The 15,140-nt window shown below is 63.2% G+C and carries 13 protein-coding genes; 8 read left to right on the top strand and 5 right to left on the bottom strand.

Features of this window, described 5'->3' with window-relative positions; genetic code table 11:
• The coding region (locus tag DBV08_RS08580) for an HNH endonuclease signature motif containing protein (RefSeq protein ID WP_148090783.1) at nt 1–752 on the top strand (752 nt) is incomplete at its 5' end.
• Nucleotides 753–818: 66 nt separating this feature from the next.
• On the opposite strand, the gene DBV08_RS08575 is transcribed toward DBV08_RS08580, so the two are convergent.
• Nucleotides 819–2,309 (bottom strand): acetyl-CoA acetyltransferase, encoded by a 1,491-nt coding sequence (locus DBV08_RS08575; protein ID WP_124567139.1) that lies wholly within the window; start codon nt 2,307–2,309, stop codon nt 819–821.
• A gap of 139 nt (nt 2,310–2,448) precedes the next feature.
• On the opposite strand from DBV08_RS08575, the gene DBV08_RS08570 reads away from it, so the two are divergent.
• Complete coding sequence (locus tag DBV08_RS08570; protein ID WP_003946247.1) at nt 2,449–3,273, top strand: AraC family transcriptional regulator; 825 nt, start codon at nt 2,449–2,451, stop codon at nt 3,271–3,273.
• 43 nt (nt 3,274–3,316) lie between these two features.
• On the opposite strand, the gene DBV08_RS08565 is transcribed toward DBV08_RS08570, so the two are convergent.
• Entirely contained in the window at nt 3,317–5,074 is a 1,758-nt protein-coding gene (locus DBV08_RS08565) for an ABC transporter ATP-binding protein (RefSeq protein ID WP_124567138.1), read from the bottom strand.
• The gene (locus DBV08_RS08560) at nt 5,071–6,729 is read right to left on the bottom strand and encodes an ABC transporter ATP-binding protein (RefSeq protein ID WP_234036834.1); all 1,659 of its coding nucleotides are present in this window, start codon (nt 6,727–6,729) and stop codon (nt 5,071–5,073) included. Before DBV08_RS08560 ends, DBV08_RS08565 begins: the two co-directional genes overlap by 4 nt.
• Before the next feature lie 257 nt (nt 6,730–6,986).
• Between DBV08_RS08560 and DBV08_RS08555 the strand changes: the two genes are divergently transcribed.
• From DBV08_RS08555 to DBV08_RS08535, 5 genes are read left to right on the top strand one after another with little or no spacing between them, the layout of a single operon-like run.
• On the top strand, nt 6,987–7,874 hold the full coding sequence (locus DBV08_RS08555) for a siderophore-interacting protein (protein ID WP_260395394.1): 888 nt from the start codon (nt 6,987–6,989) through the stop codon (nt 7,872–7,874).
• Nucleotides 7,871–8,998: a Fe(3+)-siderophore ABC transporter permease gene (locus tag DBV08_RS08550; protein ID WP_124567135.1), complete on the top strand. Its 1,128-nt coding sequence runs from the start codon at nt 7,871–7,873 to the stop codon at nt 8,996–8,998. Before DBV08_RS08555 ends, DBV08_RS08550 begins: the two co-directional genes overlap by 4 nt.
• On the top strand, nt 8,995–10,044 hold the full coding sequence (gene fepG, locus DBV08_RS08545; RefSeq protein ID WP_095973554.1) for an iron-enterobactin ABC transporter permease: 1,050 nt from the start codon (nt 8,995–8,997) through the stop codon (nt 10,042–10,044). Before DBV08_RS08550 ends, fepG begins: the two co-directional genes overlap by 4 nt.
• A gap of 23 nt (nt 10,045–10,067) precedes the next feature.
• Entirely contained in the window at nt 10,068–10,919 is an 852-nt protein-coding gene (locus tag DBV08_RS08540) for an ABC transporter ATP-binding protein (protein WP_234036832.1), read from the top strand.
• The gene (locus tag DBV08_RS08535) at nt 10,916–11,956 is read left to right on the top strand and encodes an ABC transporter substrate-binding protein (protein WP_124567134.1); all 1,041 of its coding nucleotides are present in this window, start codon (nt 10,916–10,918) and stop codon (nt 11,954–11,956) included. The genes DBV08_RS08540 and DBV08_RS08535 overlap by 4 nt, the downstream gene beginning before the upstream one ends.
• 1 nt (nt 11,957) lies before the next feature.
• Here the strand turns inward: DBV08_RS08535 and DBV08_RS08530 are convergent, their stop codons facing one another.
• Together DBV08_RS08530 and DBV08_RS08525 are read right to left on the bottom strand one after the other, a co-directional pair.
• Entirely contained in the window at nt 11,958–12,932 is a 975-nt protein-coding gene (locus DBV08_RS08530; protein WP_124567133.1) for an ABC transporter substrate-binding protein, read from the bottom strand.
• A gap of 70 nt (nt 12,933–13,002) precedes the next feature.
• Complete coding sequence (locus DBV08_RS08525; RefSeq protein ID WP_124567132.1) at nt 13,003–13,641, bottom strand: TetR/AcrR family transcriptional regulator; 639 nt, start codon at nt 13,639–13,641, stop codon at nt 13,003–13,005.
• Between the two features lie 85 nt (nt 13,642–13,726).
• Between DBV08_RS08525 and DBV08_RS08520 the strand changes: the two genes are divergently transcribed.
• Nucleotides 13,727–15,109, top strand: a complete 1,383-nt coding sequence (locus DBV08_RS08520; protein ID WP_124567131.1) for an MFS transporter — start codon at nt 13,727–13,729, stop codon at nt 15,107–15,109.
• Nucleotides 15,110–15,140: the final 31 nt, after the last annotated feature.

The following is a 15,140-nucleotide window of genomic DNA, read 5'->3' as shown; positions in this document are numbered from 1 at the left end:
AGCGCAATGAGTTCTACGCTTCGAGAGGCCTGTACGGGCGGGTCACAGTCAAGGGTGATTTGGATGCGGTCAACGGGGCACGGTTGATCACGTTGTTGTCGAGCCTGTCCGCTCCGACGCCGGAGAAGGGCGGTGTCAAGGACTCTCGCACGCCGGCTTTACGGCGCGCGGACGGGTTTTGCGAGTTGTTGCGTCGGTATGAGCGGGCGGGGCTGGGTCCGATCGAGGGCGGGGTGAAACCGCACATCACGGTCACCGCCAGTGCGAAAGACATGACGGATCTCAAAGCTCTGAAGGATCTGTTGCCGTCCACCGAGGAGTTGGGATTCGCGTGGACGGATTGGGTGGGCCCGATCAGTATCGACACTGCACGGATGCTGGCCTGCGACTGCACGATCACCCGGATCTTGTTGGACGAGAACGGTGTTCCGCTCGACTGCGGTAAGGAAGCGAGAACCGCGACGGTTCCGCAGCGGCGGGCATTGGCCGTCCGGGATGGCGGGTGCGCGTTCCCGGGGTGCGGGACACCATCGGGGTGGTGCGATGCTCACCATATCGTTCATTGGAATGTTGGTGGCCCAACGGATCTCGATAATCTGATCTTGTTGTGTGGCCATCATCATCGGACGCTGCACCACACGCAGTGGCGGGTGGAGATAGGCCCGGATCGGAAGTCGGTGTTTTATCCGCCGATGTCGATCGACCCGTATCAGCAGCCGATCGGCGGGAACAGCCCACCTACCGCGGCGTGAAACGCGACAACCGAAGACATGAGCACCGGGGCGCAATCATGCCCCGGTGCTCACGGCTGTCTGACGTCAGAACGTGAGCGTGAGTCGCCCGTTCTCGTCGCTGATATGAACGGTCCGCCCGATGGCCGGAGGGTTGTCGCCGCGAAGCTGGGTCAGTTCGGCGGCATTCTCGGGACCGGTATGCCCAGCGACGCGCCGGCCGTCCGGCGTTGTCGCGATCACGAACCCGATCTCGGGCTCCCCGGTGCGACCGTATTCGACTGAGGCCGTGACGATTTCTGCAGTGCCCTCGTAGTCAGTGATCAGTTCCGGAGCCTCCGCGGTCAAAGCTCGTGCGTCGGGATCGCCGACGTACCCGTCGGCATGAGCGGCGGCCGACATCAGAACGCAGTGCTGGTAGGTGAGGAATCCACCGTTGCCGTGGACGAGAGCGAGGTTCGCGCCGTCGCGAATTCGCCGGGTGACCTCGGCGACGGAATGCAGCGTGTAGCTGTTCAGTGGTCCGCCGAAGAACGAGTGACCGCCGGTGACGCTCGGGATCGCGGTATCGGGAAGTCCGAGTTCTCGGATCAACAGCTTGGGCACGATCGGGAAGCAGCTGTAGGCATCGACGATGTCGAGTGCGTCGGCGCCGACTCCGGCACCGTCGAGTGTGCGATGGACGGCGTCATGCATTGCAGCTGAACTGTCGAAGCTGTTGCGGCTGAGGATGTCCAACGGATCGCTGGCACCTGCGCCGCCCCAGAGGTAGACGAGCTTGCTCTCGTCCATGCCGAGTTCGAGGGCCATCGACAACGAACAGACGACAACGGCCGCAGCCTGATTGACGAAGGGCATGGCGTTGAGCATCAGTGGGTACGGTTCGGAGACCATCCGATTGCCCGCACCGACGGTGCCGATCTCTTCTGCCGATCGGATCTCCGACGTCCAGGAGGCAGGATTCTTCGACGCCAGTTCCGAGAATGCGGCATACATCCGCGCGGACCAGTCGAGCGATTCGCGGGCGCCGTTGCCCTCGGCAGCACTGAAACAGTTCTCGAAGAGCGGGTAGACGCGCGTCGGCACGATGAAACCAGCGCGCTGCATTTCAGGGCTTCCCAGGTCGGCCGGATCGAATCCGGGAGGCCCACCCGGTGCTGCCGTCCACCCGATCGAGTCAGGGGTGACTCCCGACTTTCGTAGCGCAGTGCTGCTGGCATGCGATTCGCCACCCACAAGCAGAGCAGCCGAGGATTCACCTCGGGCGATGGACGCGCCGATCCGATCGAGGAGCGCCGCGGGCCAGTGGCCACCGATCGGAGAGGTAGACGTGACCGTGGGGGTCGCACCCAATCGTGAGGCAAGCAGCCCGGGGAGGTCGTCGTACGACCAGCTGACGGTCTTGATTGCGAACACGGAATCGATCTGGGTTCCCAGTTCGGCGTGTCCACTGTCGTTCAAGGCGGCGACGGTGGCGTCGTGAATCAGATCGAGAGGTTCGCGGTGCCCGTCGGTTGGGTTCCAGCGCAGATCACCGACGCCGACGATGACCGGGATTCGTGATGCGTCAACCATCATGTACCTCTCGTTGCCGACCCGTAGCCGGGAGTTGACGTCACGATATCGGTGCCCGCAGTATCTGTAACTCGCGGGTCACAGTCAACATTTTTCGGGTTCCTATTTAGGTATGCCTAACGAAAGTCCTATACTCGTCATCATGACAGCTGTGGCAGAGAGAATTTCGGTGCCCGTGGGGCCGCGTTCCATCGATCACCCCTACTCGATGACAACGGTGACTCTGAAGCTCTCTCACCAGCGGCAGTGGGCCCCGCATCGTCATCCAGAGCATGAGCTGATCTGGGGAAACTCCGGCGGAATGCTCACCGTTGTGGCTGACGGCATCACGTGGGAGGTGCCGCCGTCGGCGGGACTGTGGTTGCCTGCCGGTGCGTTACATGCCGTGAAGGCCGGCCCTGGTACCGAGTTCTTCTGCACCTACTTCCGGCCTGAGGCGCACGCCGCGCCCTCGGGTGTTCCCGGTTTGTTCGGAGTCAGTGCTCTCCTACGTGAGGTACTCCTGCACATGCATCGACGGAACATGCCCGACGAGGCCCGTAGCCGCGCGGAGCGGGTGGCCTTCGACATGCTGCAGCCGCTCGAGGTTGCTGCCGTGGAGGTGCCGATGCCGACCGATCCGCGAGCACTGTTCGTCGCCGAAGCGTTGGTCGCCAATCCGGCAGACCAGCGCTCGCTGTCGGAATGGGCGCTGACGGCTGGCGGTAGTGTCCGGACCTTGACGCGCGTGTTCGCGCAGGGTACGGGAATGACCTTTGCGCAGTGGCGAATTCAGGTTCGTGTCCGCGCGGCGCTGACGTATTTAGCTGCTGGAGTGCCGGTTTCGGTGGTCAGTAGGCGAGTCGGGTACGAAACCCCGAGTGCTTTTGTCGCCGTGTTCCGCCGAGTCACCGGCCGTACACCCGGCAGCATGATGAACAAGGGGAGTGTGGCTCCCGAATCGGTGCCCTACCTTCTGCATGCGTGAGTTGGGTTGCACCGGCTGGAAGTGCCCGGTGCAACCGTCGCGCTCAACGACGCGGCGCGGACCACGCTTCCCACAGCTCCGCGTACCGACCCCCGAGGTTGACCAACTCGTCGTGAGAGCCGTGCTCGACCACGCGGCCGTCGTTCATGACGAGGATCTGGTCGGCGTCGACGGCCTGCGAGAGTCGGTGTGCCACTGTGACGGCAGTGCGACCCCGGGTCAGGGCGAGCGCGGCGTCGTCGAGGACCTTGGCTCCGGCGCTGCCCGCTTCGGCGGTCGCCTCGTCGAGAATCAGAAGCGGCGGATCCAGTAATTCGATTCTCGCCAACGCAAGTTGTTGTGCCTGTGTTGCGGTCAGCCGGTGTCCACCGTCTCCGACGACGGTTTCGAGTCCGTCCGGGAGTGCCCGCAACCAATCGGAGGCGCCGACGGTTTCGAGCGCCGCGATAATTTCGCTGTCGGTAGCCGACGGGTCGGCCAGCCGCAGATCCTCGGCCAACGTACCGGCAAAGACGTGGACCTCCTGCGTCACGAGAGCGACCGCGCTTCGAGAAGTCGACCGCGGCAATTCGTTCCGGGGGATGTCCCCGATCTTCACGACGCCTTCGGTCGGTTCATAGGTTCCCGCGATCAGCTTGGCCACCGTCGATTTTCCGGCTCCGGTTGCGCCCACCAGTGCGGTGACGGTCCCTGCCGGAATGGTGATGTCGATGTCTCGCAGAACGGGGGCGTCGCCGCGTCGGTACGAGAACGTGACGCGTTCCAACGATGCCGAGCTGTCGACAGGTTCACGTGGATCGGTCGGTGCGGGTGGCACGGGCGCAAGCGTGACTCCGACCAGGCGAGCCAACGCGATTGTGCCTTCCTGCAATTCGTCGAACACGCTGAGAACTGCACCCACCGGATCGAAGAGACGGTGGAAGAACAGTGCTGCGGCGGTAGCGGCACCGATGCTGATCTGACCGTCCTTCACCAGCCAGAAGCCGGTGATCAGCACGGCGGACAGACCGATGAACTCGGCGATGTTGAGTCGACCGAAGAACCTCGTGCGCAAACGAGTGGTCAACAAGCTCAGCCGGACGGCCGTCATCGATCGAGATTCGATCTGTTCCAGATGGGGCTGGGCCAGACGGAGCGATCCGACGGTGTCGGAGTTGCTCAGCGAGTCAAGGAGCTGTTGCGCACGTGCACCTTCCGCCTCCCGCTCCTCGCGGTAGACCGGGGCAGACCTCGAGAGATACCAGCGCAGCGCCTGGATCTGGATGGGAGCTGCGATCACCGCGGCGACGGCGAATCGCCAATCGAGGCTGCCCAATCCGATCAGGGTCAACACGATGGTCAGTGCTGCGGTGGCAAAAACCGGAAGCGCTTCGGATACAGCGCGGGTCACCAACCGGACGTCTCCGGTGATCCGGGAGACCAGGTCTCCGCGCCCGGCTCGCTCGACGTCGCTCTGTGGCAGGTCGAGAACCCGGACGACTACTTCTTCGCGCAGGTCGGCGACTACACGTTCACCGACACCGGCGAGCAGGTAGTTGCTCACTCCGACGAGAAGGGAGGAGGCAACCGCGATGGCGACCAACGCGAGAGTCAGCGTGCCGATGCGCGAGGCAGTGTCGCCGTCTCCGTCTGTCACGGCGTCGACCATGGCGCCGAGGACAAGTGGCGTGAGTAGACCGATCGCGGTCGCGGCGGTCAGAGTGACCACGGCGGCGATGGCGGATATCCGGTGCGGACCCATCAACCGAAGTGCCGCGCGGCGTGCCTGTTTCGGTGTCGCGGTGGGGAGTAGTTCGTTCACAGCTCGATCACCCGATCGCAGATATCGAGCAGCACGGGGCTGCTGGTCAGAAGAAGAGTCGCGTGAGCACCGCGTACCTCGGCGATCCCGCGTGCGATGCGCGCTTCGGTGACGGAGTCGACGGCGGTGGTGGGGTCGTGCAGAACCAGCACCGGTGCTTCGCTCGCGAGTGCTCTCGCCAATGCGATGCGCTGGCGCTGACCGCCCGAGAGCGAATTTCCCTGCTCCGTGACTCGGGTGGCGAGGCCGAGCGGCAGTGCCGAGATCACCTGATCTGCGGCAGCAGCGGCGACAGCCTCGTCGCTGCGACTGCCGATCGGTGCGAGTGCCTCGATGTTGTCGCCCACGGTGCCGATGAACAGTGCGGCGTCGTGCGGTGCTGCCAGAACATGAGCCCGGAGTTCGTCGATGTGCAGTTCGTGAATGGCGTTGTCGCCGAGATGAATCGTTCCGCTCGAAGGCTCGATTCGACGAGCCAGTGCGTCGACCAACGCATCCGCCCAGGCGGCATTCTCGGTGACGATGCCGATGATCTCGCCGCGTTTGACGTCCAGATCGACAGGTGAAGCTCCGGCCAGCACGACGTCGCGCAGCGTCAGGAACTCTGCGTGGTTCAGGGGTGCAGGATCACTCGCGGGAGTGACAGCCTCGCCGGTCGCCAGAAGCGATGCGACGCGGTTGGCGGAGGCACGCGCCCGGGCCAGGCCGGCGCCGAAGTAGATGATGTCGATCAGCGGACCTCGAAGGAACTGTGCCAGACCCACCACGGCAACGAATTCACCGACCGAGATGCTCCCGGACGCTGCCATCCGCCCACCCACGTACGCGATGACGGCGAGGAAAGCGCCGGCGATTGCAACGTTGGCGGCGGAGTACATCGCTTGGTATCGCTGTGCGCGAAGGGTTGCTTCCAGCGAAGTTCGGCTCGCCCCTCGATATCGCTGCGCTGCAGCGTCTCCGGCGCCGATGCCGGACAGGATTCGGAGTCCGGAGAGCAGATCAGCGGCGAGCGCGCCGGCCTTGGCGCCCTGCCATTGATCGGTTTCGGCTCGGCGTTCGAGCGGTCGACTGACCACCTGCATGAGAGCCAACACCGGGGGAGTGCCGAGGATGACGAGCAGGCCGAGCGGTACCGAGATAACCAGCAGCGAGATCGCCGCGGTGAGCACTCCGCAAGCCGCGGCGAGTTTGGTGCTCAGCGTGTGTGTGAATCCGGCCACCGAACCCGCGTCGGATGTCGCAATCGAGTAGACCTCGCCCGGCATGCGCCGAGGCGACATGCCATGCGGATCGAGGCCTCGGCGCGCGATGTCCATTCGTAGGCGGTGTGCTCCGTGCTCGGTGACGGAATCGGAGATACGCGCCGCGAATCGCCAACTGAGTAACAAGCCGGTGAAGAGAATTCCGAGAACGAGGATCCACTTTCCGAGTGCTGCGGCATCGCTGGTCGCCACAGCTCGGTCGATGACCGCACCGATCACCACGGGCACCAACGCTTCCGCGACCTGGTGGCCGGTGAAGCCGACGGAGGCGGCCGCCAGCTTGGCTCCGCGACCTTCGGAAGCGATCGCGCGGGTAATTACCTGGCGCGGCGTGATCGCCGGCCTGGCTGGGGGGCCGTTTGTCTCGGCCGAAAGAAGTGGTGTCGAAGGCACTGGGTCCACGCTAGGGATCGTGGGCGGTAGTCAGAAGTCACACCGATGCCAATACTTGTCGTGAACAGGCCATACGTATTGCGTTGGCCGAATTGCGATAGTAGTTGGCCCCGTTGCAGCGGAGAAGGCATCGACTCATCGACAACACTGCAATAAATTAAGGTCTACCTTACTTAGCGCGGGTTAACTATGTCCGGAAGTCGGATTGATCCTCGTGTTCGGGTCCGGTTCATGTTCCATCGATGTTGGAGATTGTTGTGAGTCTTGTGTTCGGCGAGGTACTTCACAAGGAGTACGTGACCCCGGGAATGGTTCGTATCGTGTTCGGTGGGGAGGAGCTGACCGCCTTCGAAACCACCGGTACCGGTGACGAATACCTGCGTCTCCACTTCCCGGTCCCGGCCACGGGCAAGTTCGTTCTGCCGGCGGAAGATCCGGATGCACCGCGCGGTTGGCGATACCCGGAGGGCGAGGAACCGTCCCCGTGCCAGCCGTACACCGTGCGACGGTTCGATTCCGAGACCAGCCGCATGACGATCGACTTCGTCGTTCACGAGGGTGGTATCGCGAGCGACTGGGCACAGAAGGCCGAGATCGGTGACAAGTTGGCGATCGGCGAGTCTCGTGGCCTCTACGAGCCGCCGGCCGACGCGCGCTGGCAGGTGTTCGTCGCCGACGCGACTGGACTCCCCGCACTCGGGCGCTTGATCGAACAGTTGCCCGCCGGCGTGTCGGCCAAGGCGATCGTCGAGGTGGTGGACGAGTCTCACAAGCAGCAGATCGCCTCGGCCGCCGACGTCGAGTTCATCTGGCTGGTCGGCAGTGGCAACGGTGTTGCACCGTCGAAGCTCCCGGACGCTGTTCGCGCGATGAACCTTCCGACCGAACTCGGATACGTGTGGGTGGCAGGCGAAAGCACGATGCTCCGTGACATCCGCAAGTACCTTCGCCACGAACTGAAGTTGCCTGGTGAGCAGTACAAGGTCATCGGCTACTGGACCTACAAGGCCGAGGTGTGGAATGCGAAATACGAGGCCCTCGACGAGAGTGTCCGCGCTGCACTCGATGCTGCCTGGGAATCCGACCGCGACGAGGAAGAGATCCGCGACGAGGTCGAGAAGACTCTAGAGAGCGCCGGATTGTGAGCGTTGGACTGGACAAGAGCGCCGTCGACAAGAGTCAGGCTGACAAGAGCGCCTCCGACAAACACACCGAAGAACTGATCGACGAGTCGCTGCAAGAAAAGCAGAAGCAACCGGACGGGCTGGTATCGACCAACTCTCGTCGCATGGCAGGGCTTCTGGTGTGCCTGGTGGTTCTCGCCGCCGTGCTCCTCCTGAGCATCGCGGTGGGATCGAAGACCATTCCGTTCGGCACCGTGATCGACGCGCTGGTGAACTACGACGATTCCAATGATCACGTGATCATCCGTGACCTGCGGCTACCGCGTACTCTCCTCGGTCTGATAGTCGGCATGGCGCTTGGTGTCGCCGGTGGCCTCATCCAGGCGATGACACGAAATCCCTTGGCTGACCCCGGAATTCTCGGTGTCAATGCCGGTGCGGGGTTCGCGATGGTTGTTGCCGTCGCGGTCTTCGGCCTGACCAGCATCTGGTCCTACATCTGGTTCGCTTTCCTCGGCGCGGTGATAGCCACGGCGATCGTCTACACGTTGGGCTCGATCGGCAGGGGCGGTGCAACGCCCATTCGGCTGACGCTGGCCGGTGTCGCCATCGGCTCCGTGCTCGGCGGCATCTCCTCCGGCATCACCCTGCTCAACCCGACCGCTTTCGACCAGATGCGCCAGTGGAATGCCGGCTCACTCAGCGGGCGTTCCTTGGAAATCGTTCTGGCTGTTGCACCCTTCATCCTCATCGGGCTCTTCCTGGCGCTCGCGTTGGCACGCCAGCTCAATGCCGTGGCTTTGGGTGACGATCTGGCACGTTCGCTCGGTGCCAATATCACTCGCACTCGTATTCTCGGCGTGATCGCGGTGACGTTGCTGTGTGGCGCGGCGACGGCTGCGGCCGGACCGATCGGATTCGTCGGTCTGATGGTTCCGCACGTTGCGAGATGGTTCGTCGGACCCGATCAGCGATGGATTCTTCCGTACACATTGGTGTGTTCGCCGATTCTTCTCCTCTTCTCCGACGTCGTCGGCCGAATCGTGCTGCGCCCGGGTGAACTTCAGGTCGGTATCGTCACGGCCTTCATCGGTGCTCCGGTGCTGATCATGCTGGTGCGTCGAAGCAAGGTGAGCGGTCTGTGAGCATCGATTTCGGGCGCCCCACCACGGTGGTGCGCTCACCCAAAGAAGGCTGGTCCGCGCGGATCGACGTCCGCACGGTCACGGTCTGCCTCGTCCTCGTTGCGCTTGCACTGGCGATCGGTGTCATCGCGCTCGGTAGTGGTGACTACCAGGTGCCGATCGGGGACGTCCTCGGCGCACTGTTCGGCGAGGCTCCCGCGCGTATTCACATGGTCGTCGTGGAATGGCGTCTGCCCCGAGTTCTGTTGGCGCTGATGCTCGGTGCGGCACTCGGCATGAGTGGTGCAATCTTCCAGTCGCTCACCAGGAACCCGTTGGGTAGCCCGGACATCATCGGCTTCAACTCGGGTGCGTACACGGGCGCTCTGGTGGTCATCCTCCTCATCGGTGGCACTTACTACGAGATCGCAGTCGGCGCCTTGGTAGGCGGTATCGCCACCGCAGCAGTGGTTTACCTCCTTGCGTACAAACGTGGTGTGCAGGGATTCCGGTTGATCATCGTCGGTATCGCCATCAGTGCGATGTTGGGCTCGGTCAACACCTGGATGATCCTCAAGGCGAAACTCGACGACGCTATGGCTGCCGCAGTGTGGGGTGCCGGTTCGTTGAACGGTCTCGGCTGGACCCAGGTGTGGCCGGTGGTCGTCGTGCTGGCCATACTCGTTCCGCTGATCCTGGTGTTGGGCAGGCGGATGCAGATGCTCGAGATGGGTGACGACGCCGCCAAGGCGCTCGGCGTCCGGGCCGAACCCACGCGTCTTTCCCTGGTTGTTCTCGGCGTCGCACTGACGGCCATGGTGACGGCGGCGGCCGGACCGATCGGATTCGTCTCGCTGGCGGCTCCGCAGTTGGTGAGGCGATTGACCGGTAGTGCCGGAGTGACCCTGCTGCCGTCGGCGGCGATGGGTGGAGCGCTGCTGATGGTCAGCGACTGGGTGGCGCAACGAGCTTTCGCGCCGACACAGTTGCCGGTCGGCGTCGTCACCGTCTCCATCGGTGGCATCTATTTCGTATGGCTTCTCGCACGAGAGGCACGTAAGCAGTGATCGGTGAAGGAACGAGGAACAGCGTGAACGAGACAAGTACGGCCGCCGTCGTGGCTGAAAGGACGAATCGGCTTCGCGCCGAGGACGTCACGATCGGTTACGACAAGCGCGTCATCTCGGAGCACCTCGACGTCGAGATCCCCGACGGTGGCTTCACCGTCATCGTCGGCCCCAACGCCTGCGGCAAGTCGACGCTTCTGCGTGCGTTGTCGCGGTTGCTCAAGCCGACTACCGGCAAAGTTCTCCTCGACGGCAAGGCGATCACGTCGTACCCGGCCAAGGAAGTCGCGAGGCGACTCGGGCTTCTGCCGCAGACGTCGATCGCCCCGGACGGCATCAAAGTCGCCGATCTGGTTGCGCGAGGACGTTATCCGCACCAGAAACTGATCCGTCAGTGGTCCCGGGAGGATGAAGCCGCCGTCATCAAGGCGATGGAGGCAACCAAGGTCACGGATCTGTCGGCCAGGCCGGTCGACGAACTGTCCGGTGGTCAGCGCCAACGTGTCTGGGTCGCTATGGTTCTCGCGCAGCAGACTCCGTTGGTGCTGCTGGACGAGCCGACGACGTTCCTCGACATCGCGCATCAGATCGAGCTGCTGGAGCTGTGCCGCGATCTGAACGAGAACGACGGACACACGCTGGTGGCGGTGCTTCACGATCTCAATCACGCGTGCCGCTACGGAACTCACATCATCGCGATGAAGGACGGCGCCGTGGTCGCCGAAGGCCCGCCCGCGGAGATCATCACCGAAGAACTGGTGCAGGAGGTGTTCGGCATGGCGTGCCGCATCATCGACGATCCGGTTTCCCATACACCGCTTGTCATTCCGCTGGGACGCGAGCGTCAGCGAAACATCGAAGGAGCAAAGGTATGACACTCGTCCTGGATGCGCAGGTCACCGAATCGGAGTGGGCTCAGATCGTCGACCGCATTTCACGGCGTCAATTCTTCGGTGGCGCAGCCGGTGTGGCTGCAGCACTGGCGCTGAGCGCCTGCGGAAGCTCCGACAGCGAATCCGACTCTGCCAGTGACACTCTCCCGTACACGTGGGCCGAGTTCAGTGGCGACATTCCGCGCGACCCGAAGCGTGTGGTGGTGCTCGACGGCCGCGTCGACCTCGAATTCGCCATGATGATGGATTACCCGATCGTCGGTTCGGGGAACTTCTGGTTCCCCGACGCCAAGGCAGGATTCCAATTTCCCGGCCGCACCATCGAGGACGCGAGCTTCGTCAACGTCGCCGGCGACTTCTCCACCAATTTCGAGGCTCTGCTCGCTCTCGAGCCCGACCTGATCGTCATCACCGCGATCGGTTACACCAGTGACTGGTACGGCACGGAGCGCTTGTCTTCCATCGCGCCGGTGTTGGTCGTCGGCGACGACGTCGAACCGATCGCCGGACACCCGGTCGACTGGCGAGGTGCGCTGATGGCGCAGGCGAGCCAGCTCGATCGTGTGGCGATCGCCGAGGCTTCCATCGCGGAGTACGACGACAAGCTCGCGAGACTGCGACCGATGTTGCAGGAGAAGCTGGGCGGAAAGAAGATCGTGTTCGGCGTTCAGACGCCGACCGGATTCCTTGTGCATCAGCGGAATCTGCGGATCAGTGTTGCCATCGATGCCGGCCTGGACGTACTTTTCCGTGACGACGACAATGCAGAGAACTCGTTCGAGTTGTCGTTCGAGCAACTCGACACGTTGGCTCCGGCGGATGTGATCATCGCCCAGGCGCGCGATCAGGAAGCGCTCGACGCGATCAAGACGCAGCCGACGTGGCAGCGGTTGCCTGCAGTTCAGGCGGGCAACGTGTTGACGAGCGACGCACGATACAACCAAGGATTCGCGCTCACCGCGGCCATCTTCCTCGATGTTCTCGAGGAAGCGGCCGGGCGATTCACCGCTGGGCAGTAGGTCAGGCGACGTTGCGGGCCTGGTCGAGTAGCTGAGCAACCTGCTCGAACCAGGCGCCGTAATTGGCGTAGGTGTTGGGACGCTTGTCGTCGAAGTCGATCACCTGGTTCGCGGTCACCGCAGGCAGCTTGACGAACACCGGTGATGCTGCGAATGCTTCTGCCGACTTCGCGAACTGGAACACGATGTCCGCCGGATAGTCCGGGACCTGTTCCCAGCTGAGATCGGCCCAGCCTTTGTCTCCTCCCGGGCCGGTGAACTTCACGCCGAGTTCCTTCAGGTACCCGAACTGAGCGAGCGCCGTTGTGCCTGCGTACAACTCGGACCCGTCACCGTTCAGGGCGAGGACTTCGATGTCGTCGACCTTGGCCGCGGCCGTCCGGATGCGCTCTGCACCGGAGTCGAATGCTTCCTTGCCCTCGCGTGCTGCGGCTGTGTCGGTGTTCCCGCCGAGAGCTTCGGCGAGTGAGGCGTATTCGCTCAACACGTCCGGTGTCGAGGCTCCGGAGAACTTGACGCCGACAAACGGTGCAACATTGTTGACGGTCTTGCCCATCGGCTCGTCCCACCATGTCCAGCGGGTCGGGTCGTCGCTGTTGCCGTACCCGATGACGAGGTCGGGATCCAGTGCGGCAAGAGCTTCCGCGCTGAGTTCACCTTCCCGGCCGACGACGGTCATCGTCGACTCGTCGGCGTGATCGGTGACGTCTGGATTGCCGACGCCGTAACCGAAGATTCCGACCGGCCGAATGCCGTAGTCCCACAGCGCAGCTGCGGAATACGCATCGACGACGATCCGCTCGGGGGCATGATCGAGGGTGATCGTGTTGCCGTATCCCGTTGTATAACTCCAGGACTGGTCGGCGGAATCGGTCGCGGCAGAAGATGGTGCGTCGCTGCTTCCGCAGCCGGTGAGGAGGAGCGCGGCAACGGCGGGTAGTACGGCGAAGCCGGTGAGACGGCGATTGATTTTCATGGAACCTTCCGAACATGGAGAACTAAGCCAGGTAAGCCTAACCTGATCCATCGCTCGGGGGTCGTCGGGGTCAGTTGCCCTGCCACATCTGAAGCCATTCGCTCCAAGACGGGGGAGTGCTCGACGGTCGGGGTTTTCCGCCACGAAGTCCGTCGAGCATGAAGTCGAGGTAGCGCGTGTGTATTTCGGTGGCTCGATCGCCCTCGATCGGCAGGGTCGGCCGCAGATGCACTGTCATGAGCATGACGTCAGCAGAGGTGAAGTCGGGCGGGACTTCGCGAGTGTCGATGCAGGCATCGACCATCGATTGCAGTGCGGCCTCCAATTCGGCTGCGGCGCGGGTTACTTCGGCGTGTTCGGGCAATCTGCCGCCGAGGACGGGAATGAGCGGTCCCACCGATTCGGTGAGGTATCGCGAGAAGAACGTCTTCAGTACGGCTTCGTCGGTGTCTGCGTTGCTCACGCACTCTCTGGCAAGAGTGGCGAGGTGGTCGATCGCCCAGACGCGTAGGGCTTGTGCCAGGTCTTCCTTGCCGCGGTAGCGCCGATAGATGCTTCCGACTCCGACTCCGGCGCGTGCGGCGATTGCCGATACCGGTGCATTCCAACCCTGTTCGGCGAAGATCTCGCGTGCTGCGCGCAGGACGGTGACGTCGTTGTCTGCGGCTTCGCGGGCGCGCCCGGGAAGGCCCGCATTCTCTTTCACCATCCCCACAGGCTAGCAATGCGTGATTTACTGAATCGGAACGGAATGCTCCGTTCCGATTCAAATCGTGATCCAGAGGAAGGTAATGATGGCAACCTTGGTGGAGACGCCCGTGCGATCCGGGAGTCGGGTGATCGCCGCGCTGGCTGGGGCGGTACTCGTCTACTCGCTCATGCAGACCATGCTGGTGCCGGCGTTGCCGGTGTTGGGTGAGCACTTCGAGACATCCGTGGCGGTTACGGGCTGGATTCTGACGTCGTACCTGTTGGCGGCCGCGGTGCTGGCTCCGATCGTCGGGGCGATGGGTGACCGTTTCGGGGACAAGCGAGTCCTGGTGATCGTCCTGATCATCTTTGCTCTCGCGACATTCGCCGCGGCGGCCGCCCCGAATATCGGCGTGCTGCTTGCCGTTCGGGCTGTCCAGGGAGTGAGTATGGCGAGCTTCCCACTCGCGATGGCAGTGCTGCGGAGAACGGTCGCAGGCCCCGAGTTGTCTTCGGGGATAGGTTGGCTCGCTGGGACTTTGGGGATCGGTGCCGGAAGTGCACTGGTGATCGGCGGCGTCATTCTCGAGTATCTCAGTTGGCAGTGGCTGTTCGTGATCACCGGCATCTTGATTGTGCTCGCGTTGGCTGCGGTAGTGGCTGTGGTTCCTGGTTCGCATCGCCGGCCGGGTATGCCGACGGACTGGGCCGGTGCCGGTGCCCTGGCGTTCGGGCTGGTGAGCCTGCTCCTGGCGATAACCAAGGCCTCCGACTGGGGAGTCCTGTCGCTAGGATTCTGGGGTCTGGTGGTGATCGCGTTCGTCTCGTTCGCAGTATTGATTGCCGTGGATTCCCGCCACGACGCGCCGATCGTCGACATGCGAGTCTTTCGGGACAAGCCGATGATGATCACCAGTGCACTCACCCTGGTGTTCGGGTTCGTGCCGTACATCTTCTACCTTTGCCTGCCACGGATCCTCCAAGCTCCGGAATCATCTACGTATGGAAGCGGATTCACCGTTGTACAGACGGGGTTGGCACTCTTGCCCGCCGCTGTCCTCGTCTTCCTCGGTGGCCGCTTGACGCCGGCTCTCTCGCGGAGATACGGGCCGCGGGTGCCCGCGGTCATGGCGCTTGCCCTCATGGCGGCGGGCGCAGTCGGACTCGCGATCTGGCCGAGTTCAGTGGTTGCGATCGTCGCGTTCTTCTCCCTCGTCGGCTTGGGGAACGGCGTGGGATTCGCGGTCTGTGCCCTGTTGGTTGCCTCGATCGTCCCACCATCGGAAATGGCGGCAGCCAGTGGTGTGAACAGCGTGATCAGGACTGTGGGATCGGCGGTGGGTGCGCCGGTGACCACGGCAGTCCTGGCGATCGGCATTTCCGGCGACTCGTTCGCGGTGGCGTTCGTGATGGGTGCAGTCATCAGTGTCGTCGCCTGTCTTCCGGCAATTGCACTTCCGGTGAAGAAGGCTGCACAAACAGCATGAGTTATTGTAGGCTCCCCTAATAGAGACAGCA

The organism is Rhodococcus sp. KBW08, assembly GCF_003852455.1.
GTDB lineage: Bacteria > Actinomycetota > Actinomycetes > Mycobacteriales > Mycobacteriaceae > Rhodococcus_F > Rhodococcus_F baikonurensis.
This window is presented reverse-complemented; position numbering and strand designations above follow the sequence as displayed.

Coding starts and splice junctions, on each gene's coding strand:
- DBV08_RS08525 (WP_124567132.1), bottom strand. CDS start 13,641: ATGGTGAAAGAGAATGCGGGCCTTCCCGGGCGCGCCCGCGAAGCCGCA.
- DBV08_RS08570 (WP_003946247.1), top strand. CDS start 2,449: ATGACAGCTGTGGCAGAGAGAATTTCGGTGCCCGTGGGGCCGCGTTCC.
- DBV08_RS08535 (WP_124567134.1), top strand. CDS start 10,916: ATGACACTCGTCCTGGATGCGCAGGTCACCGAATCGGAGTGGGCTCAG.
- DBV08_RS08530 (WP_124567133.1), bottom strand. CDS start 12,932: ATGAAAATCAATCGCCGTCTCACCGGCTTCGCCGTACTACCCGCCGTT.
- DBV08_RS08520 (WP_124567131.1), top strand. CDS start 13,727: ATGGCAACCTTGGTGGAGACGCCCGTGCGATCCGGGAGTCGGGTGATC.
- DBV08_RS08575 (WP_124567139.1), bottom strand. CDS start 2,309: ATGATGGTTGACGCATCACGAATCCCGGTCATCGTCGGCGTCGGTGAT.